Source organism: Paenibacillus sp. URB8-2 (genome assembly GCF_013393385.1).
GTDB lineage: Bacteria > Bacillota > Bacilli > Paenibacillales > Paenibacillaceae > Paenibacillus_AQ.
On record NZ_AP023239.1, the window covers coordinates 4,734,778 to 4,760,151 of the forward strand.

General features: G+C 48.6%; 21 protein-coding genes and 1 pseudogene. 5 read left to right on the forward strand and 17 right to left on the reverse strand.

From position 1 onward, the window contains the following. Nucleotides 1-30: 30 nt before the first annotated feature. The 10 genes from PUR_RS21865 to PUR_RS21910 form a co-directional block, all read right to left on the reverse strand. Nucleotides 31-1,641, reverse strand: a complete 1,611-nt coding sequence (locus PUR_RS21865) for an ABC transporter substrate-binding protein (RefSeq protein ID WP_179038025.1) — start codon at nt 1,639-1,641, stop codon at nt 31-33. A gap of 55 nt (nt 1,642-1,696) precedes the next feature. After that, nucleotides 1,697-2,578 carry a carbohydrate ABC transporter permease gene (locus PUR_RS21870; protein ID WP_179037082.1) on the reverse strand — a complete coding sequence of 294 codons (882 nt, stop codon included), beginning with the start codon at nt 2,576-2,578 and terminating at the stop codon, nt 1,697-1,699. Nucleotides 2,579-2,612: 34 nt separating this feature from the next. After that, nucleotides 2,613-3,509, reverse strand: coding sequence for an ABC transporter permease (locus tag PUR_RS21875; RefSeq protein ID WP_232101904.1), 897 nt, complete (start codon nt 3,507-3,509; stop codon nt 2,613-2,615). Between the two features lie 543 nt (nt 3,510-4,052). Beyond that, entirely contained in the window at nt 4,053-4,982 is a 930-nt protein-coding gene (locus tag PUR_RS21880) for a hypothetical protein (protein ID WP_179037084.1), read from the reverse strand. 17 nt (nt 4,983-4,999) lie between these two features. Beyond that, the gene (locus tag PUR_RS21885) at nt 5,000-5,800 is read right to left on the reverse strand and encodes an ABC transporter permease (RefSeq protein ID WP_179037085.1); all 801 of its coding nucleotides are present in this window, start codon (nt 5,798-5,800) and stop codon (nt 5,000-5,002) included. 11 nt (nt 5,801-5,811) lie between these two features. Beyond that, nucleotides 5,812-6,654 carry an ABC transporter permease gene (locus tag PUR_RS21890; protein ID WP_179037086.1) on the reverse strand — a complete coding sequence of 281 codons (843 nt, stop codon included), beginning with the start codon at nt 6,652-6,654 and terminating at the stop codon, nt 5,812-5,814. A gap of 1 nt (nt 6,655) precedes the next feature. Further along, entirely contained in the window at nt 6,656-7,741 is a 1,086-nt protein-coding gene (locus PUR_RS21895; protein WP_179037087.1) for an ABC transporter ATP-binding protein, read from the reverse strand. 66 nt (nt 7,742-7,807) lie between these two features. Continuing rightward, nucleotides 7,808-8,947 carry an ABC transporter substrate-binding protein gene (locus tag PUR_RS21900; protein WP_179037088.1) on the reverse strand — a complete coding sequence of 380 codons (1,140 nt, stop codon included), beginning with the start codon at nt 8,945-8,947 and terminating at the stop codon, nt 7,808-7,810. A 16-nt stretch (nt 8,948-8,963) separates the two neighbouring features. Continuing rightward, complete coding sequence (locus PUR_RS21905) at nt 8,964-9,992, reverse strand: zinc-dependent alcohol dehydrogenase (protein ID WP_179037089.1); 1,029 nt, start codon at nt 9,990-9,992, stop codon at nt 8,964-8,966. A gap of 62 nt (nt 9,993-10,054) precedes the next feature. Continuing rightward, nucleotides 10,055-11,194 carry a mandelate racemase/muconate lactonizing enzyme family protein gene (locus PUR_RS21910; protein WP_179037090.1) on the reverse strand — a complete coding sequence of 380 codons (1,140 nt, stop codon included), beginning with the start codon at nt 11,192-11,194 and terminating at the stop codon, nt 10,055-10,057. Between the two features lie 262 nt (nt 11,195-11,456). On the opposite strand from PUR_RS21910, the gene PUR_RS21915 reads away from it, so the two are divergent. After that, on the forward strand, nt 11,457-12,050 hold the full coding sequence (locus PUR_RS21915; RefSeq protein WP_179037091.1) for a GntR family transcriptional regulator: 594 nt from the start codon (nt 11,457-11,459) through the stop codon (nt 12,048-12,050). A 21-nt stretch (nt 12,051-12,071) separates the two neighbouring features. Beyond that, nucleotides 12,072-12,824: an HAD family hydrolase gene (locus PUR_RS21920; RefSeq protein WP_179037092.1), complete on the forward strand. Its 753-nt coding sequence runs from the start codon at nt 12,072-12,074 to the stop codon at nt 12,822-12,824. A gap of 176 nt (nt 12,825-13,000) precedes the next feature. Here PUR_RS21920 and PUR_RS21925 read toward each other — a convergent pair whose 3' ends face one another. Then, a complete protein-coding gene (locus PUR_RS21925; protein ID WP_179037093.1) occupies nt 13,001-16,012 on the reverse strand; it encodes a glycoside hydrolase family 2 TIM barrel-domain containing protein in 3,012 nt (1,003 codons plus the stop codon). A gap of 167 nt (nt 16,013-16,179) precedes the next feature. Between PUR_RS21925 and PUR_RS21930 the strand changes: the two genes are divergently transcribed. Next, complete coding sequence (locus PUR_RS21930) at nt 16,180-17,517, forward strand: ABC transporter substrate-binding protein (protein ID WP_179037094.1); 1,338 nt, start codon at nt 16,180-16,182, stop codon at nt 17,515-17,517. Between the two features lie 43 nt (nt 17,518-17,560). On the opposite strand, the gene PUR_RS21935 is transcribed toward PUR_RS21930, so the two are convergent. Both PUR_RS21935 and PUR_RS26420 read right to left on the reverse strand, forming a co-directional pair. Further along, on the reverse strand, nt 17,561-18,610 hold the full coding sequence (locus PUR_RS21935) for a beta-galactosidase small subunit (protein ID WP_332107952.1): 1,050 nt from the start codon (nt 18,608-18,610) through the stop codon (nt 17,561-17,563). A 51-nt stretch (nt 18,611-18,661) separates the two neighbouring features. Beyond that, nucleotides 18,662-18,793: pseudogene (locus tag PUR_RS26420) on the reverse strand (DUF4981 domain-containing protein); the annotation flags it as partial. A gap of 81 nt (nt 18,794-18,874) precedes the next feature. Between PUR_RS26420 and PUR_RS21940 the strand changes: the two are divergent. Together PUR_RS21940 and PUR_RS21945 are read left to right on the forward strand one after the other, a co-directional pair. After that, nucleotides 18,875-19,333, forward strand: coding sequence for a helix-turn-helix domain-containing protein (locus tag PUR_RS21940; protein ID WP_179036613.1), 459 nt, complete (start codon nt 18,875-18,877; stop codon nt 19,331-19,333). A 14-nt stretch (nt 19,334-19,347) separates the two neighbouring features. Further along, a complete protein-coding gene (locus tag PUR_RS21945) occupies nt 19,348-20,004 on the forward strand; it encodes an IS630 family transposase (protein ID WP_232101895.1) in 657 nt (218 codons plus the stop codon). A gap of 5 nt (nt 20,005-20,009) precedes the next feature. Here the strand turns inward: PUR_RS21945 and PUR_RS21950 are convergent, their stop codons facing one another. From PUR_RS21950 to PUR_RS21965, 4 genes are read right to left on the reverse strand one after another with little or no spacing between them, the layout of a single operon-like run. Beyond that, nucleotides 20,010-22,082, reverse strand: a complete 2,073-nt coding sequence (locus tag PUR_RS21950; protein ID WP_179037096.1) for a glycoside hydrolase family 2 TIM barrel-domain containing protein — start codon at nt 22,080-22,082, stop codon at nt 20,010-20,012. Between the two features lie 31 nt (nt 22,083-22,113). Then, on the reverse strand, nt 22,114-22,950 hold the full coding sequence (locus PUR_RS21955; RefSeq protein WP_232101601.1) for a carbohydrate ABC transporter permease: 837 nt from the start codon (nt 22,948-22,950) through the stop codon (nt 22,114-22,116). After that, nucleotides 22,950-23,879 (reverse strand): carbohydrate ABC transporter permease, encoded by a 930-nt coding sequence (locus PUR_RS21960; RefSeq protein ID WP_232101602.1) that lies wholly within the window; start codon nt 23,877-23,879, stop codon nt 22,950-22,952. The genes PUR_RS21955 and PUR_RS21960 overlap by 1 nt, the downstream gene beginning before the upstream one ends. A 58-nt stretch (nt 23,880-23,937) precedes the next feature. Beyond that, on the reverse strand, nt 23,938-25,275 hold the full coding sequence (locus PUR_RS21965) for an ABC transporter substrate-binding protein (protein WP_179037097.1): 1,338 nt from the start codon (nt 25,273-25,275) through the stop codon (nt 23,938-23,940). Nucleotides 25,276-25,374: the final 99 nt, after the last annotated feature.

A 25,374-nucleotide genomic window follows, 5' to 3' on the forward strand; every position in this document is an offset into this window, starting at 1 on the left:
GCATGGAACACGGCCTTTGCCGTCTATCGTTTATTTCGTTGCTCTGTCATAACCGTCCTGTTTAATCTTCAGCCATTCATCCAAGCCGAGGCGTTTCAGCTCTTTCTGATAATCTCCCCACTGCTCATTCACTTTGCCGTTCTGGTACCATTCGGTACGCATTCTGAGCACATAGGCGAACAAGTCCGCTTCAATCGTCGTGAGGCGGTCAAGCTCTTCAATCGAATTGAATACGCTTGGCATTACGTTATCCGCTTTCATGTGTGGAGCCATGATGTTCTTGATAATATCCATTCTGCCTTTGGCGTCATCCGGCACGGTCGTGTATTTACCATAGTAGGAATTAAGAACAGCCAGTGGCCCGCCGACACTTGTTTTCTCACGAAGTTCAACTGGAGCTGCGCCTTCGAGCGGCAGATGCTTCAGCATGCCTTTGGCTTCATCAAATTCAAAGATGTTCTGCTGCGTAGTGTCCCCGTAGGTTCCCCAGTTGTCCTGCACGGACTGAACCGGTTCATACAGCTGATCCACCCATTTCGCAGTCGCATCCAGGTTTTTATTTGCACTCGTAACAACCATTTTACCGCGGCCAAGACCAATGCCGTTTGTTCTTGTTACGTTAATTTCACCATCGGGACCAGCGAGCGGCGGCAATACATCATAAGTATCGTTTCCTCCGGAGATGTTGGCCTTATCCCAGGAGAAGTACAGACCGTATTTTTGATCCTTCCCTTTGGCAAGGTAAGTACTCCAGTCCTGCGTATAAGCTTCAATATCAATGAGTCCTTCTTTATAAAGCTCATTGATATAGGAAACAGCGTTTTTATAGCCTTCCTCCGCCGGCGTAAATATCACTTTGCCATCATTGCTTACGACCGCATGGTCGGGATTCTCTCCCAGTCCGAAAGCAGCAAAGAGGTAGGTCAGATCTTCTGCTCCCGGCTTGTTAATAAAGGACAAAGGAATTTCATCCGCCTTACCGTTGCCATTCGGATCTTTTGTCTTGAACGCGATCAACACTTTCTTCAGTTCTTCCGTTGTTTTCGGCATTTCAAGTCCAAGCTTCTTGAGCCATTCCACATTGATCCAAGGCATGCTGTCTACAGCCTGAATTCTTTCTTTTCCACTGCCCAGCTCTTCAATCCAAGGGAAACCATAAATCTTTCCGTCCGGCGCCGTAATCATGCTCTTGTATTCAGGGGCTTCTTCCAGCACTTTTTTAAAGTTGGGCATATCCTTCTCGATCAGATCATTAAGCGGAATGATGGCACCATCTTTAGCGAGTTTGAGCAGCTCATAATCGCTGTAGTCTGCATTGAAAATAGCATCGGGAAGATCGCCGCTTGCGACGGCCAAGTTTCTTTTTTCCACAAACACGTCTCTGGTGAAGTTTTTCCAATTAATATGAACATTCGTTTTTTCTTCGAGACGTTTATTGATCAGCTTTTCATTTGGATCGGCTGGTGCCAGCGGGGAGCTTTGCGTAATAATATTTAGGGTTACTTTACCGTTTGGATCCTGTTCTTTACTAGATGCATTCCCTCCCCCTCCGCTACTGCATGCAGTAAGGAACACCAGAGAAGCAAGTATAGAGGCGGAAGCTGCTTTTGCCAAGACTCTTGACTTTTTTAATCTTTTCATAGGATATGACCTCCAAATTAGAATGAATATATTCCATCTATGTGCAGTTCGTTTCCTATTTAAGGGAACCGACCATGACACCCTTTTCAAAATACTTTTGAAAGAACGGATACATAATAAGAAGAGGCAAACTGGAAATAACAATCGCAGCATATTTGATGATTTCGGACAATCGTTTCATTTCCGCCATGGCGAGCTGATCACTGATCATACTTGGATCAACCTGATTCTGAATCAGGATAGAACGCAGAACGAGCTGCAGCGGATGAAGGTTCGGATTATCCAAATAGATCATGGCATCAAAGTAGGAATTCCACTGGCCAACAAAGGCATAAAGAGCAAGCACGAAGATAATCGGTTTGGAGAGCGGCAATACAATGCTGAGGAATATCCTCATCTCCGACGCCCCATCCACATTGGCTGCTTCCCTCAGTTCATTAGGCACTCCTTTGAAGAAGGTTCTGGACAAAATTATGTTCCATACGTTGACCGCTCCAGGTATGATCACAGCCCAAGGCGTATTTAGAAGACCCAGATTCTTGACCAGCAGGTAAGTTGGAACAAGTCCTCCTCCAAAGAACATCGTAATGATGAACAAGGTCATAAAAATACTTTTGCCTTTTAGCCTGTCATCCGACAGGGCATATCCTGCACATATAGAGACCAGGACGGTAAGAATAGCAAATGAAGAAGCGTAAAATACAGCGTTTCCAAAACCTCGGATCATGGCCGGATTGGAAAGAATCTTTTGATATCCTTCAAATGACCAGTCCGAGATTTTGAACGATAATCCTTGGCTGAGCAGTACCGACGGATCCATTAAGGATGCAATGACCACATAAATGAGCGGAAGCACCACCATCAGTACGGCCAGTATCAAAAAGGTGGTATTCAGTATGAGAACAAAGCGGTCCAACCTCGAATGTTTGATAAACATGACTTGTGACTCCTTTCTTAAGTAACATCCTTTCTTAATAAAGACCTTCGCCCTCGTTCAGTCTTTTCACAATAAAATTAACCGTGATGAGCAAAATGACGTTGATGAGAGAGTTAAACAACCCTACTGCGGCTGAGTATGCGTAGTCGCCGGACTGCAAACCAATTTTGTAAACATAAGTCGGAATAATCTCAGCTGCAGGCAGGTTCGTTGTCGTTTGCAATAGATAGGCCTTTTCAAATCCAATCGACATGATGCCGCCCGCAGCAAGGATAAAGACAATGGCCATAATCGGACGAATGGTTGGAAGATCAATATGACGTATCCTTTGAAGAAGATTGGCACCATCCAGATTTGCTGCATTATGTAACTCTGGATCAACGTTGGCAAGAGCTGCCACATAGATAATCGAGGCCCAGCCCGCACCCGTCCAAATATCCGAAAGAATATAGATCCAGCGGAAGTATTCAGGACGAGACATGAACATAATCGGTTCATCTGTAATCCAGCTAAAGAGTTGGTTGATTGGTCCTGCCGGGGATAAGAAGATAAACAACATCCCGCACACGACGACGACGGAAATGAAGTTAGGTGCATACAGTAACAATTGTATGTTCTTTTTGACCCCAGCCCTGCGCACCTGATTCAACATCAAGGCAAGCAAAATTGGAACGGGGAAGCTCAGAATCAAACCGAAAAAACTTAATTTAAGCGTATTCATAAAAATAACTGAAAAATTGGGGGAAGACAGGAATTTCTCGAAGTTATAAAAACCTACCCAATCACTTCCCATAATTCCTTTGATCGGGCTGAAATCTTTAAAGGCAATAATTGCACCATACATAGGACCGTATTTAAAAATAAGGGTCAGGATCAGAGCCGGTGCGAGCAATAAATAAAGAAAGTAATTCTTCTTCACATATTCAAACATGGAGCTCTTTTGTTTTATCACCGTTTTTCTGTAATCCACTTCTACTGAGTTTTGCAATGCCTTTACCTCCATTCTTGTAAAGTTATATTTGATGCAGCAAGAGAGCAATTAAAGGGCTTTCATTGTTGCATATTTCCTTCCTGCATTTACAATTTACCAAATACTTCACCACTAGTCAATAGATATTTGTAAATAAAAAATTGTTCAATTGACAACATAAATGCATACTCAATGTTTACATAGTTTTAAACAAACAAAAAATCATGGTTATTTAAGAGATAATTATCCATTATTTAACTTGATAAATTCAAAACGAGTAGAAAAAAAGCAATATTTATACACACTAAAGTGAATATGAATGTAAACTAAATTGTGCATTTTCCGACAATCCTCGCCGCGGATGAAATGGAGGATCTCCAGTTAAGAACGCGACAATAAAACCTGCCACTTTCGCACATGGGCTTAGCCGTCATACGGCATTTGCGCTTGCGGTTTGCGGCAGGTTATGGCAGGCTTCGATTTTTGATTCTGGATATTGTTCTATTAATTGTTCAGATACGGACGGATCGCCGATTCCAACTCGTTTTCATTGTCCATGGAAAAGTTTGCATTGCTAATCAGCTTCCAATTCTCTGAATGCCATACAGTTTCTTGCGGTTCTACGGTCTTTAATTCACCGAGCGTTTCTAGTTCCAGAAAAAGGTGATTCGTATAGCATTCAAACGAAACGCCATAATCCGGATAAACCGCATGCACGTTGTGATGGTAAGTTTTGATGAATAAATGGCCCTTGTTGAAATAGGCAGCCCAGCCCTCTTCATTATTCGTTCCGAATTTAAAAGGTTTCGCTGTTTCATCTTGCTGCAGCAGGATATAACGTTCACCCCAATAGACACGGTGGTCGTTCATTTGACTTTCGGGCCATAAAGCAAGCACCCGGTTTGGCAGAGTGAGCGTCTCTCGTTTGGCCTGGGGAATGATCGCTTTACCGCCCGCAGCCATGACGGACAAGGCCCAGGGTGCAAACATGACAGGCCAGGCCCCCATATTGGTAATACGGTGATGAATCGTAACTTCACCATTATCGGGATTCATTTGAACCTCAATCTCTTTTTGCATATGGGTCCAGGTTTCCGCATCAGGAGTCAGCACAATGCCATTTCCGGCCTTCCGCCACCGCACGGGTCCATTATCCGGGTATGTCGTTCGGGGGACAGACTCCGGGCTCGTCCACAGCCGATGTCCTCCGTAAATATGCCATTCTCCTCCGCCGACAACCGAGAAATTCTCGCCTGTTTCTTTAAACTGCCGCTCGGTATCTTCAAAGAATACATTATCGCCGCCAGTAAAGCCAAAATGGATAATTCTCGGTCCGAACTCTACCGTTGCGACGAGGCTTATCGTGCCATTTGTAACTTCCACACATTTTCCATAGTTCCCATAAATAATGGGCCGCACGCATAGCTCTGCCATTATGAACCCCTCGCAAGTTATTCCTCAGTAATAGCCTTCGAATTCCGCTGCGCAAACAGTCTGCTGCCCGCGATCGCGATTAAGCCTAACGAGAATAAGACGATCAACGTATAGACCGCATTAATCTGCGGCGAATAGCCGTGACGGATCATGGACCAGATGAGCATAGGCAGGGTATTGTCCGTTCCAATCAGAAAGAAGGATACAATAACTTCGTCGAACGAAATCGTCAGCCCGAGCAGCGCTCCGGCCAGCACCGCGCCTTTGATATTCGGGAGTGTAATGAGCAGAAAGGTCCGCATCGGCGAGGCGCCCAGATCCATAGATGCAAACTCCAGATTTCGATCAAATCTTTTCAAACGGTCCATAACCAGAAACATTACAACCGGTGTGATAAACGTGATATGCCCGATAATGACAGTCATCAGAGAAGCATCCACCTGCAGAAACTTGAACAGCAGATTGAGCGAGGTCCCAATAATAATTCCCGGCAAAATGTAAGGAAGAAGAATCAAAAATTGCAGGAATGATCCCCCGCGTATCCGGTATCGCTGAAACAAGTAGGCCGCCAGTGTACCAAATACAATTGCGCACAGCGTGGCAGGCAGGCTAACTATCAAACTGTTTTTCGCGGCAACCCAGAGCTCCGTATTCGAGAACAACCCCCTGTACCAATCGAATGTCAGCTTCTTGATCGGGAGCACCTGGACTTTCGATTCATTGAAGGAGAACAGGATCGTCACCAGAATCGGAAGATACAAGAAGGTGTATACGATGAACGCAAATAGTAGCGCCCCCACATATTTCAAATACTTCATGAACAGCCTCCTTACTCCTCAAAGATTGCCTGTACGTTCCCGATTTTGCGCGCTGCCGCAATGACCAACAATAGGAACAGCAGCATAATCATCGAAAGCGCAGCGCCGAGCGGCCAGTTATAACTGTTGCCGAATTGCGTTTGAATCATGTTTCCATACATAATTCCCGACGTGCCTCCGACCAGCGAGGGTGTCATGTAGTCTCCGAACGAGGTAATGAAGGCGAACATAAACCCCGTCACGACACCCGGCATACTGAGGGGAAAGACAACTGTCCAGAATGCCCTTGATCCGCCTGCTCCCAAATCTGCCGCGGCCTGCAGCAGATTGCCGGGAATTTTCTCGATGGCACTATAGATCGGGATAAAAGTGAACGGTATCGCGATGCACAGCATCGTGATGACGACCGCGGAGCTGTTGAACAACAGCGACGAGGAAGGCTGTTTTAAAATCCCTGTCATTACCAAGAGCGAGTTAATGAACCCGGATTCTCCCAAAATCGACCTCCAGGAATAGATCCGCACTAAATACCCCACCCACAACGGAGCCAGCACCCCAAGAAACAGGATCGTCTTTATGGTTCCTCTCCGGTGATTGACGAACAATGCCAACGGATAGCTTATAAGCGCCGACAGCACCGCGACAATCAAAGCCAGCTTGATCGTTTTCCAAAGCAATGACAAGTATATCGGATCCTGGAAAATTTTCGAATAATTTTGAATACTAAGGCTGTGAACGATCTGGAAATTATCAATACTCCAGAAGCTGAACAGCAGCATCGCAGAAACAGGCAGGACGATGAACAAGAGTACCCATATGGAAATCATAATCAGCATCAGGTTTTTCCCGTACATCTTAGCTCCCCCACTCTTTGACTATAACCGCATCCTCCGGACGGAAGAACAGATCCACGCTCTCTCCCTCAGAGAATTTCACGTTCCCGTCGTCCTTCTGCTGCTTCATCAGAATATGTGTTCCTCCAGCCTCTCTAAACGTCAACTCTCTATCCGCACCATAATAGGTTTCTTCCACGAAGACCGCGCTGAGACGGTTAACATACCGTTCATCGTCTTTGGAGATTCGGAGCTTCTCCGGACGGACCGAAATGTAAACATGCGGCTCTCCCGAGAGATTCGAAGCCTCATTTGTCATCGCTTGAAGCCCGGCGTCACTCACAAAGCGGGTTGGCCCTTCCATTCTTCCTTTAATCAGATTAGATTTTCCGATAAAACCGGCAACAAAGCTCGTTTGGGGCATTTCGTAAATCTCCTCTGGCGAACCCACTTGATGCAGCACGCCGTTCTTCATTACGGCAATACGGTCCGACAGGCTCAGCGCTTCCCCCTGATCATGCGTGATGTACACGAAAGTGATGTCCACTTCCCTTTGCAGATGCTTCAGCACCCGCTGCATTTCTTGCCTTAGATGAAAATCGAGCGCGGAAAGCGGCTCATCCAGCAGCAGAACTTCCGGTTTGGAAATGAGTGCCCGGGCTAACGCGACACGCTGCTTCTGTCCGCCGCTGAGCTGATTCGGAGAACGGTCAAGAAACGGGTCCATACTTACCATCTTCAAGCTTTCGATCACTCTGGAACGAATCTCATTCTTCGGCACCTTCCTGAGTTTTAGAGGATAAGCCACGTTGTCATAGACTGTCATATGGGGAAAAAGGGCATAGTTTTGAAACACGGTGTTCACATTCCGCTTGTAGGGAGGAATATGGTTAGCCGAGGTTCCGGATAGATACACCGCCCCCTCGGTCGCATGATCAAATCCCGCTATCATTTTCAGCGTTGTCGTTTTACCGCAACCGCTCGGTCCTACAATGGAAAAAAATTCCCCTCTTCTGATCGACAAGTTTAAATCTTTGATTGCCTCGTAATTGCCAAATCGTTTCGATACCTGGCGCAGCTCCACTACAGCCTGTTCTTGATTGATCATGAGGTCTCTCCTTTCCAAAGCAAGGCTGCGGCCGCTAAGCCGCACCCTTCCATGCAGATGATTCGGTTATTGAGCCGCTTTGACTTCATTCCACAGCTTCACGCGTTTTTCAAAGCTTTCCGGGAAGGCTACGTACACAAGATTGTTGAAATAATTCGGATCATCCATATGCGAAACCTTTTTCTCCTCGTCGGTCAGCTTGTTTGCCGAGTCGGCATTCACCCCGCCGTAGCTCGTCTTCTTGATCAGCTGCGCCTGAACTTCCGACGAAATCAGATAATCGATATATATGTGGACCAGTTCGGGATCTTTGGCATCCTTGCCGATGACCGCATTGTCAATCCACACCAAAGCTCCTTCTTTCGGAATCACTTCCACGATATTCTTTCCTTCTTTTTGAAGATCTGTAATCATCGTCGGTCCCATAGAGAAGCCGATCCAGCCTTCGTCGCTTGCCATCAGATTTTTTCCGTCTTCAAAGCCGGCGTAATAGGTACGAACCAGCGGTTTCTGTTCGAGCAATTTGCTCTTCACTTGTTCCATCTGCTCGTCCGTCAGGTTATACGGATCTTCGAAGCCAAGAAGCATCGCTGTCATTGCCGTTTGATTGGCCGCATCGTCCAGGGTAACGATCTTTCCGCTGTACTTCGGATCCCATAATGCGCTCCAGGAGTCAATCGGTTCTTTGATTTTATCCGCGTTCACCATCATAGGCAGCGAACCCCAGGCAAACGGAACCGCAAAGGTCTTTCCGTCCTTTACTACGTGCTTATCGTTGAGCGACTTCATATTTGCGATTAGCTGATTTGTATTCGTGAGCTTCGCCAAGTCAATCGGTTGAATCAAATTCATTTTGTAGTAACGGTTCACGGACCCGCCATCCATGAAAATCAGGTCGTATTTTACAGAACCGGACGCTGCTTTGGCGAACATTTCATCAACGCTGCCGGCATAAGTGACTTTAACGGTTACGCCGTATTTTTGTTCAAAAGGCTTCACCCATTCATCTTCCTGATATCCTTCCCAGGACAGCACATTAATCGTTTCACCTTTGAACTTCGCCAGATCCTCGCCGCCATTTGCAGGAGCAGCAGAGCTTGCCGTTCCGGCGCCTGAATTTGTGGAGCTTGTGTTGCCGCCACATCCGCTGAGCCCAACCAGAATGACTACAGATATCAGAACAATCAGTACATGTTTCAGTTTCATGTTCTTCCTCCCTTTATTAATCTGCCCAGCAAATGATTGTCTTTAGACCGTTAAGGTTGCCGGCAAGCAGAATCTCTTTCGCCTCTTCCGGAGATACCACCCGTTCGACCAATGGATTCAACACGATTTGATTACGCGCCACACATTCGATCGCTCTGGACCAGACAGCAGGAGAATTGGTCCGACCGAAAATACGGATGCCTTTAAAAATGATTTCTCTGTGCGGAAAATGGTCGGTATGACTATCATTAAAACCGTACAAGATAATCCTTCCGCCCGTGCTGGCATATCGAACCGCATCTTTCACGGTATTCGACAAACCGACGGCGTCGATGACCAATTGAAAGCCACCCCTATCACGTATGCTCGGATGCTCTTTGAGCGCGGCGGCCTGCCCGTCGAATGGGATCAGGTCGTCTGCTCCGAATCTTTGAAGTAATTCCGCGCGCTCCGGAAGCTTGTAAACTACGCTGACACGTCCGGCTCCCATCATTTTGACGATTTGTGTAAAATACAAGGCGGCGGGACCGTCTCCGTAAATGAGCACATGTTCCCCTGGCAGGAGGCCTGCGTTGTCCACAGCTCCAAAGGGACATGCCATGGGTTCGAAAATTGCAGCCGAAACATCGCTCATTTCAACCGGAATTTTATGTGCGCTTTTTGCCGGAACCCTGACATAATCGGCCCATCCGCCGTTTTCGTTGATCCCGAGCTCACAATAATTCGCGCAAAATTCCGGCTGTGAAGATTTGCAAAAAAAGCATTCGCCGCAAGGCACCCCCGGATCAATTACGACTCGGTCTCCCTCTTTCAATTCTTTGACATTGCTGCCTGTCTCAATCACTTTCCCGGTTATTTCATGGCCTAATATATAAGGCGGGGAATAGGGGAACTTGCCATTTATAATTTCAACATCCGTGGCACAGACACCGGTATAGCTTACACGGATCAGTGCCTCGGTGGGACTAATCTCAGGAATCGGGACCTCTTTTAGAGCTAGAATCCCTTCCCCTTCCCATATAAGTGCTCTCATCATGCCCGCCATTCGATCTCCTCCATTGGCATCCTGGCTTTCAATCGACTGTTCCGTAAAATAAGCTCCTGGTTCTAACGGTCGCAGCGGTATTTTTCCAGCGCTTCTTCATTCAACTCGACGCCCAAACCGGGCTTGTCGGTAATTTCGGCGTACCCGTCCTTGACTGTAACGTCGCTGAGCAGCATTTCCTGACGGATCGGCGTCTCAGCTACACAGTATTCCAGTAAGGCGCCGTTCGGTATCGCCGTGACCAAATGCAGGGAAGCGGCAATAACGATTCCGCTGCTCCAGGCATGGGGCACACAGGTAATATGATGCGCATGAGCAAGCTGGGCAATTCGCTTCGCTTCGCTGAGTCCTCCGCAGCGGGTCACATCCGGCTGGACAATATCGACTCCGCCTTGCTCGATCAGTTCTTTGAAGCCGTAGCGCGTCGTTTCATTTTCTCCTCCGGCGATGCGGATGGAGGTTGATTCCGCCAATTTGCGGTAACCTTCGTAATCGTCGGCGAAGAGCGGTTCTTCGATCCAGTAAGGAGCGAAAGGCTCAAGCTCTTTGACGAGCGCCATGCGCGAGGCGGCGTCGATTGGGTGGTCGTCGGACGGAATAAAGCCGAGATCGAACAACAAATCGATGTTCGGGCCCGCCGCTTCGCGGGACGCTTTTACCAATTCTACAATCTCCCGGTTACCCTGCTCGAATCCGCCCCAACCCAATTTGATCGCCGTATAGCCCTGCTCGACCCACTTCTTCGTTTCGTCATAGGCTTCCTGCGGGGTATAAGGCATCAGCGTGCTTGCATATGCCCGGACCTTGCCGCGCTGCGCGCCTCCAAGCAGCTTGTACACCGGCAGATTGAGCGCCTTGCCCATAATATCCCACAATGCGATATCGATCCCGCTGATGGCATGGATGACGACTCCCCTTCTACCATAGAACGTGCTTCCAACATACAGCTTCTCCCAGATGCGTTCGATTTCGAATGGATTCTCTCCGATGAGCATTTCTCCGAGCCCTTGGCAAATACGGTGGGAGGAAGGCGTATCGATAATCGATTTGACCACCCACGGAGCCGAATCCACTTCGCCAATCCCGGTAATTCCTTCGTCCGTGTGGACTTTGATAATGATTCCATCCTGGGCGCTATCATTGATTAATTCAATTGTATTGCCTTGTCTTACGGGGATTGCTTCGACTCTTGTGATTTTCACGTCATATCTCCTCCTGCTGAATGTGATGTTTCATGACAATAATATAAAGTGTCATTTGTAGATTGTCAACAATCTATTTCGGTGTATAATAAGCTTATCACTGCTCACAGGGTAATTAACTCACATAGTAATTAATCTGGTTGACAGCATTTTACTAAAACAAGTAAATTGTTTTTTGTAGACAATAATCAGATCGGAGATTCTTATGACAAATCCCAATGATTTAGAAAACTTTCAGTTTAAAAAAAATGATACTGTTTCTTTGCGTCAATTTGTTTACCAGGAAATTCGCGAAGCCATTATCAAGGGGCATCTCGAACCGGGGGCCCGATTGCGCGAGGTGGAAATCTCCAAGCAGATGAACGTCAGCCGCGGTCCGATTCGCGAGGCGATCCGAATTTTGGAACAAGAAGGCCTGGTCATTTCCCATCCTTACCGGGAGACAGTCGTTGTTGACCTTTCCGAAGAGGAAGTCATTCATTTGCTCGTGCCTACCCGGCGCAATTTTGAATTGTTTGCGGCACAGAAGGCTGTCAGCGTGCTGACAGCCGACGATTTTGCCTATTTGGACAACATTATTCTGAGTATGCAGGAAGCGAGCAATCAGGATGATCTGGACCGTCTCTCGGATCTGGATCTGAAATTTCATGAACGAATTGTAGAACGCTGTGTTTCGCCCGCCATGTTCCGCATCTGGAACAGCATCTCCGGCAAGCTCCACGCGCGTTTTCTGATTCAGGGTTACAGCCATTCTTCCTTGCAGACCGTAGTGGAAGAACACCGCGAATTGCTTCAATTGATCCGCAGTGGAGATAACGAACGCATCGAGCAACATTTGCAGATACACATCAAGTAGCATAAGGAGGCATGAGTTTAGATGCAGGATAGCAAAAAAATATGGGTTGGTTCCGAAATCTTACATGTTCGGGCGGTAGCTTTCGATAAAGACGGTACCTTGTTCGATTCGCTGAAATTCTGGTCTTATATCGATGAATTGAGGATGAGCGAATTTACACGTCTCACAGGTCCTGAATACGCTGATGACTGGAGCGCTATGATGGGCTTTGCGCAACCGGATCGCATTGACTACACCGGGGTGCTGGCGGTAGCCACGACGCTGGAGGAAATCATTCTGACTGCGGGGCTCCTTTATCGTCTGAAGGGATGGTCCTGGTTCGAATGCAAGCAAAAGGCGCAGCAAATTTTCGCGAACGCCGACCGGCAACTTCAATTGGAGCATGCTTTCCACTCGACGGATAACGTGCCTGATATTTTTCATCATTTGCATTCCCAAGGGATCTCCGTCGGAATCATGACATCGGATGCTTACGAACGCACATCACGGCTCATGCAGATGCTGAAAGTCGATCATGTGCTGGACTTTGTCATAACCCCCGAGCAAGTAAGCAAAGGAAAACCGGACCCGGAAATGGTGTCTAAAGCTTGCGCGATGCTGAAGATTTCACCCGGGGAGCTGGCCATTGTCGGTGATTCCGTGGCGGACGTCCAAATGGCGAAAGCTGCCGGAAGCATCGGAATCGGCCTCATTACGTACGAAGGTTCGGAAAAGGATTTGTCTCCGCATGCGGACTTTTTAATCCATTCTCTATCGGAGATCCAAGTGAAATAAGAAGAAACGGCTTCGCCGTCCTCTGGAAGAGGAAGGCATCCGTTTCTCGTAAAAATATCAGGTTAAGGATAAGCGCGAAGCTTATACTTTCTGATATTTTAAAAAATAAGCGCCTGAACCTGTGTAAAGGTAGAGGGCGCTTATTTGTTCTTGATCATACTCTATCCCGCTTGCCGTTATTCCTCATCCTCTTTAAAAACAGGCATAATCCCAAGTCTAAAACGGAATTCCTTTTCGTTTAACTGGTACGGCTCAAGCAGCTCCGGTCCGCATGAATTGGAGCCTACCCCGCTCATTTTATAATCGAGATGAACGAAAGTTTCTTCCCTCTTCTGTAATTCGTAGGAATGCATAGCCGAGGTTAAATCCTCCGCGGAATAATGGGAAGCGTTGAAAGAGAAGGCATCTTCGGACGTAAACTTCAAACCCATGCCCAGCTCGTTCGATACGATGGCCCATTCCGTGCCGTACCGGGACCCGCTCTCTTGAGGCATGATGTAATTTTGGAACATATCGTCGACGGTGAGTAGATAGCTCCCCTTCCTTACACTTTGCCGCTTATCGATATAGCTTTCGTGAGGTCCAAGGCCGAAGTACTCGACTTCCTCTGATCCGCGGGGCATCGTCAGTTTAAGACCGAAGCGCGGCAAGAATGTGAGTCCTTCCCGGACTTTCACTTGAACATCGAGCGAAATACGTCCCGTTCCGTCCACCCGCCAAAGGGCTTCGCCGTGAAGTATCGGTGGTTTGATCGCCGCTCCTAAGGAAAAATGGACGGCTATGTCCACACTGGTTTCCGACTGATTCAGAATTTCCGAACGATACACGTGCATAACCGCACTTTCGTATCCTAACTCTGTCCATACCCGCTTGATTTTTCGGTCGTTGTCGGTCGGAGCCCGCCAGATGGTGAACTGCGGAGTCGATTGAATCATATTCTGTCCATGTTTGGAAATGGTCTGAAAGACCCCGTCATACAGATCGAACACATGGCGGAAGTCAAAGCCTTCAATGATCAGTTTCTCGTCTTTCCGTTCCAAATGAATCGCCGGAACACCCTTCACTTCCCACTCGCCGGCCGCCACCCCAGGAAGCTCGAACTGTTCAAACGATAGTTCATATCCGGCATCCGCCCACCGGGTCTCCCTCTTTAAGCGGAACGATATCGTCAAGTAATAACGTCCTTGAACCGTTCTGTCCCATTGATACGGAATCGTTATCGCTTCTGATGTATGGGGTCTTGCATGGAGTTCCGGGATTTCCCCCTGATCCGCAGTTTTCCCGTCCTTCTCCAGCTTCCAGAACAATCCAATATGCGATAAGTCGATAAAATCATATAGATTGACGATTTGAAACGTGCCGTGCTCCAGTTCCTTCGCTTCAATCCGAATGGGAGCAATCACCTTCTTTAATTCGAGAAGACCCGGATGCGGCTTCCGATCCGGAGCAACGAGGCCGTCAATACAGAAATTCCCGTCGCTCGGATGATCTCCGAAGTCTCCGCCATAAGCGAAGTAAGGTGTTCCATCCGGCGTCCTGGTTCGAATACCATGATCACACCATTCCCATACGCAGCCGCCCATTAGCTTTGGATATTTGTAAATAACGTCCCAGTAGTCCTTCAAATCTCCGGGGCCATTCCCCATGGCATGACTGTACTCGCATAGAAACATCGGCTTGGCGCTGTTCTCGTCCTTCGCATAAAGCTCAATCCCTTCCACGGAGGTGTACATGCGTCCTTCTACATCGATCAATTCTGTGTTCGGGCTGCCCTTATGCCTCGGGTCTACCCCCTCGTAATGGACCGGCCTCGAGGAATCCCGGCTTTTCGTCCATCGAGCCATTGCCATATGATTCACGTCATAGCCCGATTCATTGCCCATTGACCACATGATGATACAAGCATAATTTTTATCCCGTTCCACCATGCGTACGGCCCGTTCCACGAAAGCATGCTCCCAATCCGGATTTTTCGTGAGCATATGATAATCCCCTGCACGCAGAACGCCGTGGCACTCCAGATCCGCTTCATCAATGACGTAAAATCCGAACTCGTCACAGAGCGCCAAGAATCGAGGGTCATTGGGATAATGGGAGGTGCGGATCGTATTGATGTTATGTTTCTTCATAAGGATGAGATCTTTGATCATATGGTTCAGAGGGATCGTTTGCCCTAGCTCGGGATGGGAATCATGGCGGTTGACTCCCTTAAGCTTCACCGCTTTTCCGTTGATCCTAAAGACGCCGTCCACGATCTCGACTTTTCTGAAGCCGACGCGGAATAACAGTACCTCATCCCCGGAATAAAGGTAAAGGCTGTACATATAAGGAGCTTCGGCGTTCCAGAGCTTCGGATTGGGCACTTCAAACTCAATAACTCCCTGGCCAAGCATTACGGCAATTCGTTCGCTGATCAGGCTTCCCTGCGCATCCTTCAATTCCGCTCGAACCTCTAGCGCCCCATGGGTTTCGATTTCGCACTTCAAACGTGCCGTCTGGAAATCCGCGGAGAGCTCCTGCCGGTTAAATACATCCCGAATCCTGTTTGGATTCCGCGCCAACAAATACACATCCCGAAATATCCCCGAAAATCTCCACAGGTCCTGGTCCTCCAGATAAGCTCCATCGCACCATTTAAGTACCATGACGGCGATACGGTTTTTTCCGTTCCGAACATGCGGGGTAATATTGAATTCAGCCGGCATGCGGCTTCCTTGGCTGTAACCGACAAAAGTGCCGTTGACCCATAGATACAAACAAGAATTGACTCCTTCAAATACGATATACTTGTCTTTTCCGTTCCAGTTCTCGGAGACTTTGAATTCCCTGACATATAATCCTGCCGGATTTTCATTCGGGACGTAAGGAGGATCACAAGGAAACGGATAGTTGACGTTCGTATAATGGCATTGATCATAGCCGTTTACCTGCCAGCAAGATGGAACGGTCAAATCCTCCCAACCGCTGACATCCGTATCCTCCCTGTAAAATTCATCACGCACCTGCTTCACGCTTGGATAGTATTGAAATTTCCAGCTACCGTTTAAGGTCTGATAAAAGGGCGAGCTCCCGCGTTTTTGGGATTTTGCCGCATTTGCATTCCCATAGGGAATGTAGTAAGACCGTGGGAGTTCCCGATTGACCTGCAGTACATCCAGGGTTTCCCAATATTTTGCAATCTGAATCATGCGAATCTCTCCTTTAGAGCCTTATTCGAACAAAAATACGCCAGTCGCCTAACAATAATCCACTCTCCAGACAAGTACACGAAATAGCAAAACAATAGATAGTTTCCTTGCTAACAATAATTCGTTACATTAGAAGTAGTCCCATAGAAAACACAGGGAGGGCTTCGATGAAAAAGCATATTCCGCTCCTTCTATTGATCGTCTTCGTTTGCTTCACCTGTCTGATAACCTCATGTGTTCCTTTGGCATCGGAAGCATCAGGGCAGGACAATCGGATTCCCCCACCTTCAAAAGTAAAACTGGTCGTCTGGATATGGGAAAGCGCCAAAGCCCCTTTGGAAGCCAATATCGCTGAATTTAACCGGGAATACCCTAACATTCAAATCGAATTTCAAACGATGAAATCCTCTCAACTTTATCAAAAGTTTCTAGTCGGCACCAATACAAAAGATCCTGTTCCTGATATCATTACGGTGGAATCGAGCTATGTGCAGCAAATGGTGAATAATCGGGCTTTATACGATATCACCGATCAAGTCCGGCCATACCGCAAGGTTATGAATGAATTCAAATGGGCGGATGCGATCAGTGCCGGACGATATTACGCCATGCCTTGGGACAGCGGACCTGTCATGCTCTTTTACCGCAGAGACCTCTTTGAGCTTGCGGGGCTGCCCTCGGATCCGCAGTCCGTTGCCGATACGATCCGAACTTGGGACGACTTTTATCAGGCTGCGAAGCGCATAAAAGAAGCTGCGGGCGTTGATATGATCATGGAGTCCAAAAGCAGTTCCAGCAATCGGTGGTTCGAATTGATGATGTGGCAGCGCGGGCTGTGGTATTTCGACAAGCAAGGCAATCCTGCAACACATCGGCCGGAAATCAAGGATCTTGCCCGTTTCATCGTGAAAATGACAAATGAAGGCTACGTTTATGATGCCAAAAGGTGGAGCGTCGAGTGGTTTGAGGCCATCCGTCAAGGAAAAGTCGCCACTCTTGTCATCGGTTCCTGGATGGATGGAGCTCTGTCGAAATGGATCGCCCCCGAGCAATCCGGCTTGTGGGGGGTTGCGCCCATGCCGAAATGGTCATTGGAGGATTCGTATGCATCAGCAAACGATGGCGGTTCGAACCTTGCGATCAATGCGTATTCCAAACACCCTAAAGAAGCGTGGAAATTTATCGAATTTATGCTTGGCCGGAAGTCTTCTCAAATAAGAACGCTTAAAAATGGAGCGATTTTCCCTTCACTGGAGACCATATACGACGATCCGATCATGGATGAGCCCATCTCCTATTTCGGCGGGCAACCGGTGCGCAAGCTATATGTGAAGGCAATCAAAGAAATTTATCCTCAAGGATATACAAAAGGATTTCCGACCGCTACGCAGATGATGACAGACGCGTTCGCCCAAATCTATCTGGAACGGCGAAGCGTGGATGATGTAATGGATACCCTTTCCGAACAACTCAAATCCAAATTGGATGAACCGCAAAGCCCTTGAACTCAAAGGCTTTGCGGTTCTTTGCGCTTCTTTCCGGCTCCGTTCAATGGCTGTATCCGGCCTGCCTCCGAGCATCCGGATCGCTCGGGTCAATATAATCGGCTTTCCTGTTTCCCATGATCCATTCCCGGGTTTCCTCTGCGTCAAGGTGAGCGTTCGCCAGTTTTGGGTCAAACACGAACCTCGCAAGCACTTCCGGTTTTTCTCTGGTGCCGGATATTGGGCGCAAGCTATAGCCGAAACGCACCGGACGGGGATGAAGCAGATACATCTCGAGCGGTTCGGGTCCGCAGCTCTTATTGCCCAGCCCGTTCTGTTTGAAGTCAATCGAGACGAAGACCTCATCCTTCGAAATCAGTTCATGCTGGTGCTTAGCCTGGTCCAGATCGTCGCTCGTAAATGGCAAGGCGGAGAAGGATAACGGCGTATCCGGCACGATCAGCAGGCCATCGCCATCCTCATTGATCAGGCTCGCCCAGCGGACATCCTCCTTGTTCCCCGTTTCTTGGGGAAATATGTAAGGCTCCGCTTGATCCCCCACTCGCCCGCGGTACCGTCCCAGGGCGGCTCCCGCTTTGCGGTCGGGATAGCTTTCGAACGGTCCGCGGCCGTACCATTCGAGCCCGCCGTAGCTGCCGGGCAGGGCGAAACGGACACCGAGCCTCGGCAGGACCGGTAAATCGCCGTACGGTTCGATCGCGTTCTCAGTATGGACCCAACCGTTCCCCCAGACCGTATAGACGCATTCATGGCGAAAACCGGTTTGGCGCTTGCCATCCCAGTGTATAACGGTCCTGATCAAGATTTTATCAGAATCGGTATCGTCCACAGAGAATGCCTCCAGCGTCGGCTCAAGCTGATGTAATCCGACCGCATACCATCCATTTTCGCCCACGACATAGGAGCTTTTGAGATCGTTGTCTACCGGAGCACGGAATACTTGAAGTGCAGGACCGCCATCTGGCGTTAAGAGCAGCCGTCCATTCAACGTCCACGAAGATAAGCTGCCTCTTAACCCGTCGAATACCAACTCAAATCCGCTGCCAGTTACGCGGACTAAGTCACCTTGCCGCGTGCACGATACCGGGGGCATCCCGTCCGCCGTTAGCAGCGGCTTCGGCGGAGCCGCCACAGGGAGCTTCCATTGCTCCCAGGCCACCTCATGCCCTTTGTCTGCCCACGGAGCCTTATCGGATAGATGAAAGCTCACACGCAGCCTGTATTCGGCACCGGCGGCGGGGGAGATTTGCGGAAGCGGAATTCTCAGCAGCCCTTCCGCTCCAGCACCTAGTACCTTGACCTATTTTTATTCTAGTTTTATGCTCTTTCTATAAGAAAAATATGGGAGGGCAAGCAAATGAACAAAAAATACGAGGTTCGGCTTGAGCCGAAAGAACGTGAAAGAATTGAACAACTTCTTCATGCCGAAACGACATCTCCCGGCATTCGCCGCCGCTGTCTCGTGCTGCTTCTTTCGGATGAAAATCAAGGTGCTATTCCCAAGCAGACTGAAATTGCCAGTCGTTCAGGAGTCAGTAATGCAACCGTTTTTTACACCGTTAGAGACTACTGTACCCACGGACTGGAGCAAACGCTCTGTTACCGCCGCCGTGCTGAACCGGCACGCCCTTCACCGATCACCGGTGAGGTGGAAGCCCGAATTATTGCATTAGCCTGCTCTGAGCCTCCAAAAGGGTATGCGCGCTGGACGATTCGTTTGCTAACGCGCCGAGTCATTGAGCTGAATATTTTAGAATCGGTCGGACGAGAAACCATTCGGACGACTTTAAAAAAACGAAACTTAAGCCTCACCTGAAAAAACAATGGTGCATTCCCGCCAAATCGAGCAGTGAATTCGTCGCTCGGATGGAAGACGTCTTAGAGACCTATGCCCTGCCTTATGACCCTGAAATCCCGCTCATTTGTATGGATGAACAGCCGATCCAGCTGCTCGATCATTCGCGCCCACCGCAACCTATGAAGCCAGGACAGGTTCTGCGAGAAGACTACGAGTATGTTCGCAAAGGCAGCTGCAGCCTGTTTCTGTTCACGGAGCCGCTCGCCGGGTGGCGTCACGTGCAGGCTTCGGAAAGACGCACAAAATCCGATTGGGCTCTGCAGATCCAAGAACTGCTGGAGGTCCACTACCCAGAGGCGAAACGGGTTCGGCTCGTGATGGATAACTTGAATACCCATACGATCTCGTCCTTGTATGAAACCTTTCCGCCTGAACAGGCGTTGGCTTTGGCAAAACGGCTAGAGATCCATTATACCCCTAAGCATGGAAGTTGGTTAAACATTGCTGAGATAGAACTCAGTGTAATGACGATCCAATGCCTGAACCGCCGAATCACCTCTATTGAAGAATTGCAGGGCGAGGTGTCCGCTTGGGAAACCGAACGCAACCGAATTCAGAAATCTGTCGATTGGCAATTTACCACGGAGCAGGCACGAGGCAAGTTAAAGCATTTGTATCCTGAAATTTGATCTGGTCAAGGTACTAGGTTCAACGGCTCTGCTGCGCCCTCAAAGACGATGGCTCCGTCTTCAGTAATGGACCAGTGAATATCAAATTCGTTTAAGGCCGTATGGTAATATTCGTTGCGAACGAGCACCTCCCCTTTCGCCAAATCGACCGGACGTGCATGGATATGCTGGTGAACTTTCTTAACTTCTGCGATCTTCGCGGAAAGCTCGCGATCCGGGTAGAGCACCCCGTCAATGCAGAAATTATCGTCATGGGCTTCTTCTCCGAAGTCACCGCCGTAAGCGTAATAGGAACCCCCCCGATCGTCCCCCTTCCTGAGCCCCTGATCGGCCCATTCCCAGATATAGCCGCCGATCAAACACGGATGGGCATGGATCGCATCCCAATATTCCTTGAGGTTGCCCATGGCGTTGCCCATCGCGTGCGCATATTCGTTCATTACGAAGGCTCGCTTCGGATTGGTTACGGCTTTATGCACGATCCATTCCACCGGTGGATACGTTTCACTGTCCATATCCGCCACACTGTTCATTTGCCGTTTATGGATGAATCGGGTCGGATCCATGGTCCTGCAATAGGCTGCCATTAATGCCACATTCTCACCCATACCAAATTCGTTACCCAGCGACCACAGGATCACAGACGGATGGTTCTTATCGCGCTGCAGCATAGCCGATATCCGATCCATGCAGGCCGTCATCCACCGGGGATCATTCCCAGGAAGAACATCGTCCCGGTACGATATGCCGTGACTTTCCATATTCGCTTCATCCATTACGTATAGTCCGTATTCATCGCACAGCTCGTAAAACAGCGGATGATGAGGATAGTGGGCGGTACGAACCGCATTGATGTTAAACCGTTTCATCAAGATGATATCCTGGATCATACGATCCTTGGTCATGACCCGTCCGCGGTCGGGATCGAATTCGTGACGATTGACTCCCTTAAGCTTGATGCTCATGCCGTTGATTAACAGCCGGCCGTCGATCATCTCAACCTTTCGGAACCCGATCCGGCAGTGAGCGGTTTCTAAGATCCGATTATCCTGATCTTTGAGCGTCAATATAGCAGTATACAAATAGGGGGTTTCGGCCGTCCATTTCCGGGGAGCCTCGACAGGCGCCTGAAGATATACGGTTCGCATCGTATTGGGACGAATCGTATGTCCCTGGATATGAGGCCGGGGAGAATTTATGACATTGAATTTATCCCCCGTAATTCCACGAGCCAGCGGAGCCGGTCCGATCTGGCCTCCTTCTGCGTCGAAAAGCTCCACTTCTATGGAATGCGCTTCCGCCAACTGCCCGGTTGTATTCCAGACTTTGGCGGTGACGGACAGAACGGCATTCTCATAACGCTCGTCGAGTTCGCCTCGAATTTCGAAATCGAACAGTTCAACCTGCGGCTTGGCGAACAAGTAGACGCTGCGGTAAATACCGCTTAACCTCCACATGTCCTGATCCTCAATCCAGGAACCTGCGGAATACCGGTACACCCGTACGGCAAGCGTGTTGATACCGGGCTTGAGATAAGCTGTCAGATCAAATTCTGCCGGAGAAAAGCTATTTTGGCTGTAGCCGGCTTTTTGTCCATTCACCCAGAGGTAAAAGGCGCTTTCGACACCCTCGAAATGAATAAATATCCGCTGCCCTCCCCAATCCTCCGGCACCGAAAACTCTGTTCGGTATGAACCCGCAGAATTGGCTGCATGCGGGATGAACGGCGGATGGAGCGTTTCATTGTCCGGGTGAAAGGGATAACGGGTATTAAGATAGATTGGGCGGTCGTAGCCGAATAACTGCCAGTTGCCTGGGACGGGAATATGATCCCATTCGCTGTCGTCATACCCCGGAAGATGGAAATCGGTTGGTAGGTCGCCCCCCTGGGGAGAATGATAAAATTTCCATAGGCCGTTCAGCAGCCGAACCCATGGAGAATCGTAATAGCTCCCCCGCATTGCGGACTCCCGGTCGGGATAGGGCATGAATGTTGCGCGCGGGGGAAGCTTGTTCACACCTGTCACTTGCGGATTTTCCCAATCCGGGAGGTATGGATTATAGCTATCAGAGTACATATGAGGTCACCTCGTAAACGTATGATTCTTATTATCCTTTCACAGAACCGCCAAATATGCCGGATACGAAAAAGCGCTGGAAGAAGCTGAACAGCAGAATCATAGGAATGAGACCGATGACGGCTCCTACCATTACGGCTCCATATTGGACGACGTTACCGGGTTCGACCATCATCGAAAGCATAAGAGGAAGGGTAAACAGATCTTCAGAGCTTACCGCTACCAGCGGCCAAATGAAGTTCCCCCACTGCTGCATGAACATGACAATGCCAAGAGCAGCGCAGGCCGGCTTCATGGTCGGCAGGACGATTTTCAAGAACGTATTGAATTCGCCAGAGCCGTCGATGCGAGCGGATTCGATCAGCTCATCCGGGAATGCCAGCAGCTGCTGCCTCATCAGAAACACGCCAAAGCCCGTAACAAGATAAGGCAGAATCAGCGCATAGTACGAATTGATCAAGCTGAGCTTCGTCATAATGATGAACAAGGGCACAAGGGAAATTTGGATTGGCAGCATCATGGTCAACAGAACGATAAAAAGTAGAGTATCCCTGCCCTTGAACCGGAATTTTGCAAACGAATAACCTGCAAGAGAGGCAAAAAAAATAGTGCTCACCGTCGTGACGGATGAAACGAACAAACTATTGAATAACGACCGCCAGATCGGCATTTCCTCCTGAAGCGCCTTCAGATTGGCTATAAAATCGGCCCCGGGAAATTTAGGCGGAGGCAGCTTGAAAATTTCGCTGTCCGGTAAGGTCGATGCGGTAAACATCCAATAAAAGGGATAGACGGAAATGACAACGCCGATTGCGAGCAATACATACATCAGTAGTTTGACGAGTTTCTGTTGCATTTTGTAGGACATCAGATTTCCCCTCCTTTACCGATCCGGATTTGCAGGTAGGAAAGGATGGCGATCACGATAGTGACCAAATAAGCGCCTGCGGAGGCCAGACCGAAGTTAAAGGTTCCGAAAGCAATATCGTATAAATAATACATAGCTGTCATTGTGGCATTGCTCGGCCCACCCCGCGTGAGCACATACGGCTCAACGAACAATTGGAGGGTACCGATCGTCGAGATAATCGTGCAGAACAGAAGCACCGGCTTAAGCATAGGCACAGTAATTTTGAAGAAGCTTATGATCCTTCCGGCCCCGTCAATGCTTGCCGATTCATACAAATCTTTTGGAATGGACTGCAGACCGGATAAGACAATAATGCTGTTGTAGCCGGTCCAGCGCCAGGTTATGGCGACGATGATCATCACTTTGGCCCAGAAAGGATCTGTTCTCCACGCGACATGTCCGCCAAACAAGCTTAGAAGATGATTGATTAGCCCAAAGTTCTCATTGAACATTAAGGAAAACACCAAAGAATAAGTGACAAGGTCAATTAATACCGGAAGAAAAAAGCCCAGACGGAAAAACGTGCGGAATCTGATCAGGCTGGAGTTGATAAACACGGCGACAACCGTGGCGAGTGATAGCATGATGGGCACTTGGATGATCAAGATTTGTCCTGTGTTTGATAATGACTTCCAAAAAAGGGGATTGGTTAATATGTTTTTGTAGTTGGTAAGCCCAATGAATGTCAAACCACTCGAATTCCATTGACTGAAGCTGAGCATTAGTGAATAAAGGATAGGGTACAGAATAAACACAGAAAATAAAGCGAAATACGGAAGGATGAACACATACGGTACAACGTGAATCCATTTGAGCCTGGCGCGCTTTTGAATAGGGTTTCCTTGATTGAGAGCGCGAGTCGTTTCTGTTTCTGGCGTGATGTTCAAGCGACAACCTCCTCACCAAGAATAAATAGCCCCCAGTATTACCCAGGGGCGTGATGCCTTACTGGGCAACCTTCAAACCGGTCGTTTTGGCGGATTGTTCTTCCGCTTCTTTCAAAGCATCCAAAGGACTCTTATTGCCGCTCATGACCGCACCCAAAGCATCGGTCAGAGGCTTGCGGAAATCGAGAAAATGCGGACCGTAATAAAGTTCCGGAATGTTATTCGAGACATTACCGAAAAATTCGGCATATGCGAACCCGAAGTAATCATCCTGCTTTTTGAAGTTTTCCGTTTGGTAATAAGGCTGCCAAGAAGGGAACAAGCCGAATTTCAACTGCACATCCTGACCTTCGTTGGTGAGCAGGTTATATTCGATGAAAGCCCATGCTGCTTCTTGGTTTTTGGACTGGGAGGAGATCGCAAGCAACGAGCCGCCGCTGTTCGCTTGATTCGGTCCGCCTTCGGTAAAGGCAGGAAGCGGGAATACTCCCCATTTCCCTTTCAATTCCTTCGCTTGGTGCCGCAGCGTGCCGGCGTACCATACGGGATAAATCACGGTTGCAGTATTTCCGTTGACAACCGCGCGCACACGGTCGTCCCAAGTCGGAGAATTAAACACAATCCCCTCATTTTTCAATTTCAGCATCATATCCATGGCTTTAACCGATGCTTCACTGGTGAACTTAATATCGCCTTGGTCATTGTAGAATTCGCCCCCCAACTGGTTCAGCATAATTTGCCACCAGGTCGGGTACTCGACGCCCGAAGTGTCCATGGTCGTCATTTTGACCTTATCGCCCAGCTTGCTTTGCAGTTGCTTGCCGGCACTAATAAATTTATCCCAAGTGGTGAGCGTTTTCGGATCGATACCGGCTTGTTCGAAGAAATCCGTGCGATACCAGACCCCAACCGGACCCAGGTCCCAAGGCGCTGCGTATACTTTGCCTTCCTTTTCTACTGTTATCCAGGATGTTTTGGCAAATTCGTCCTTATGCGCGTTCAATTTCCCGCTTAGGTCAACAAACTGATTCTCGAACTTCATGAGGAAGTTTTGCATGTCCCGCTGCTGGATCTGGATCACATCCGGCGCACCGACTCCCGCGGTTAGAGGAGGAATAATCTTGTCATAATTGGAGGTAACGCGCTGTACGGTGACTTTGACATTGGGATACATTTTGTTAAAGCCGGCGATGGAGTCTTCCAAAGCGTCTGCGGCATCATTCCATGCAGCGACCTTGATATCCCCTTTCAGGTCTTTCCCTGATTTTGCTGCCGATTCCGTATTCTTAGCCGGTTCCGCCGACGGTTTGGACGAACTCGTCGGTGTGCTGGAGCAGCCGGTGAATAGCGTTGCCGCCAACAAAATCATAGAGCTCGTTCTCATCCATTTCTTCATCAAGAATCCCCCTTCATTTAAGATTCTCCCTCATTATAGATTGAATGAAAGCGCTTCAAAACTAGTGGGTGTTTGGACTTGGTTGTATAATTGCACGAA

Coding starts and splice junctions, on each gene's coding strand:
- PUR_RS21935 (WP_332107952.1), bottom strand. CDS start 18,610: ATGCCCCCGGTATCGTGCACGCGGCAAGGTGACTTAGTCCGCGTAACT.
- PUR_RS21895 (WP_179037087.1), bottom strand. CDS start 7,741: ATGATCAATCAAGAACAGGCTGTAGTGGAGCTGCGCCAGGTATCGAAA.
- PUR_RS21890 (WP_179037086.1), bottom strand. CDS start 6,654: ATGTACGGGAAAAACCTGATGCTGATTATGATTTCCATATGGGTACTC.
- PUR_RS21940 (WP_179036613.1), top strand. CDS start 18,875: ATGAACAAAAAATACGAGGTTCGGCTTGAGCCGAAAGAACGTGAAAGA.
- PUR_RS21875 (WP_232101904.1), bottom strand. CDS start 3,509: ATGTTTGAATATGTGAAGAAGAATTACTTTCTTTATTTATTGCTCGCA.
- PUR_RS21920 (WP_179037092.1), top strand. CDS start 12,072: ATGCAGGATAGCAAAAAAATATGGGTTGGTTCCGAAATCTTACATGTT.
- PUR_RS21885 (WP_179037085.1), bottom strand. CDS start 5,800: ATGAAGTATTTGAAATATGTGGGGGCGCTACTATTTGCGTTCATCGTA.
- PUR_RS21950 (WP_179037096.1), bottom strand. CDS start 22,082: ATGTACTCTGATAGCTATAATCCATACCTCCCGGATTGGGAAAATCCG.
- PUR_RS21965 (WP_179037097.1), bottom strand. CDS start 25,275: ATGAAGAAATGGATGAGAACGAGCTCTATGATTTTGTTGGCGGCAACG.
- PUR_RS21870 (WP_179037082.1), bottom strand. CDS start 2,578: ATGTTTATCAAACATTCGAGGTTGGACCGCTTTGTTCTCATACTGAAT.
- PUR_RS21955 (WP_232101601.1), bottom strand. CDS start 22,950: ATGTCCTACAAAATGCAACAGAAACTCGTCAAACTACTGATGTATGTA.
- PUR_RS21880 (WP_179037084.1), bottom strand. CDS start 4,982: ATGGCAGAGCTATGCGTGCGGCCCATTATTTATGGGAACTATGGAAAA.
- PUR_RS21900 (WP_179037088.1), bottom strand. CDS start 8,947: ATGAAACTGAAACATGTACTGATTGTTCTGATATCTGTAGTCATTCTG.
- PUR_RS21865 (WP_179038025.1), bottom strand. CDS start 1,641: ATGAAAAGATTAAAAAAGTCAAGAGTCTTGGCAAAAGCAGCTTCCGCC.
- PUR_RS21930 (WP_179037094.1), top strand. CDS start 16,180: ATGAAAAAGCATATTCCGCTCCTTCTATTGATCGTCTTCGTTTGCTTC.
- PUR_RS21925 (WP_179037093.1), bottom strand. CDS start 16,012: ATGATTCAGATTGCAAAATATTGGGAAACCCTGGATGTACTGCAGGTC.
- PUR_RS21905 (WP_179037089.1), bottom strand. CDS start 9,992: ATGGCGGGCATGATGAGAGCACTTATATGGGAAGGGGAAGGGATTCTA.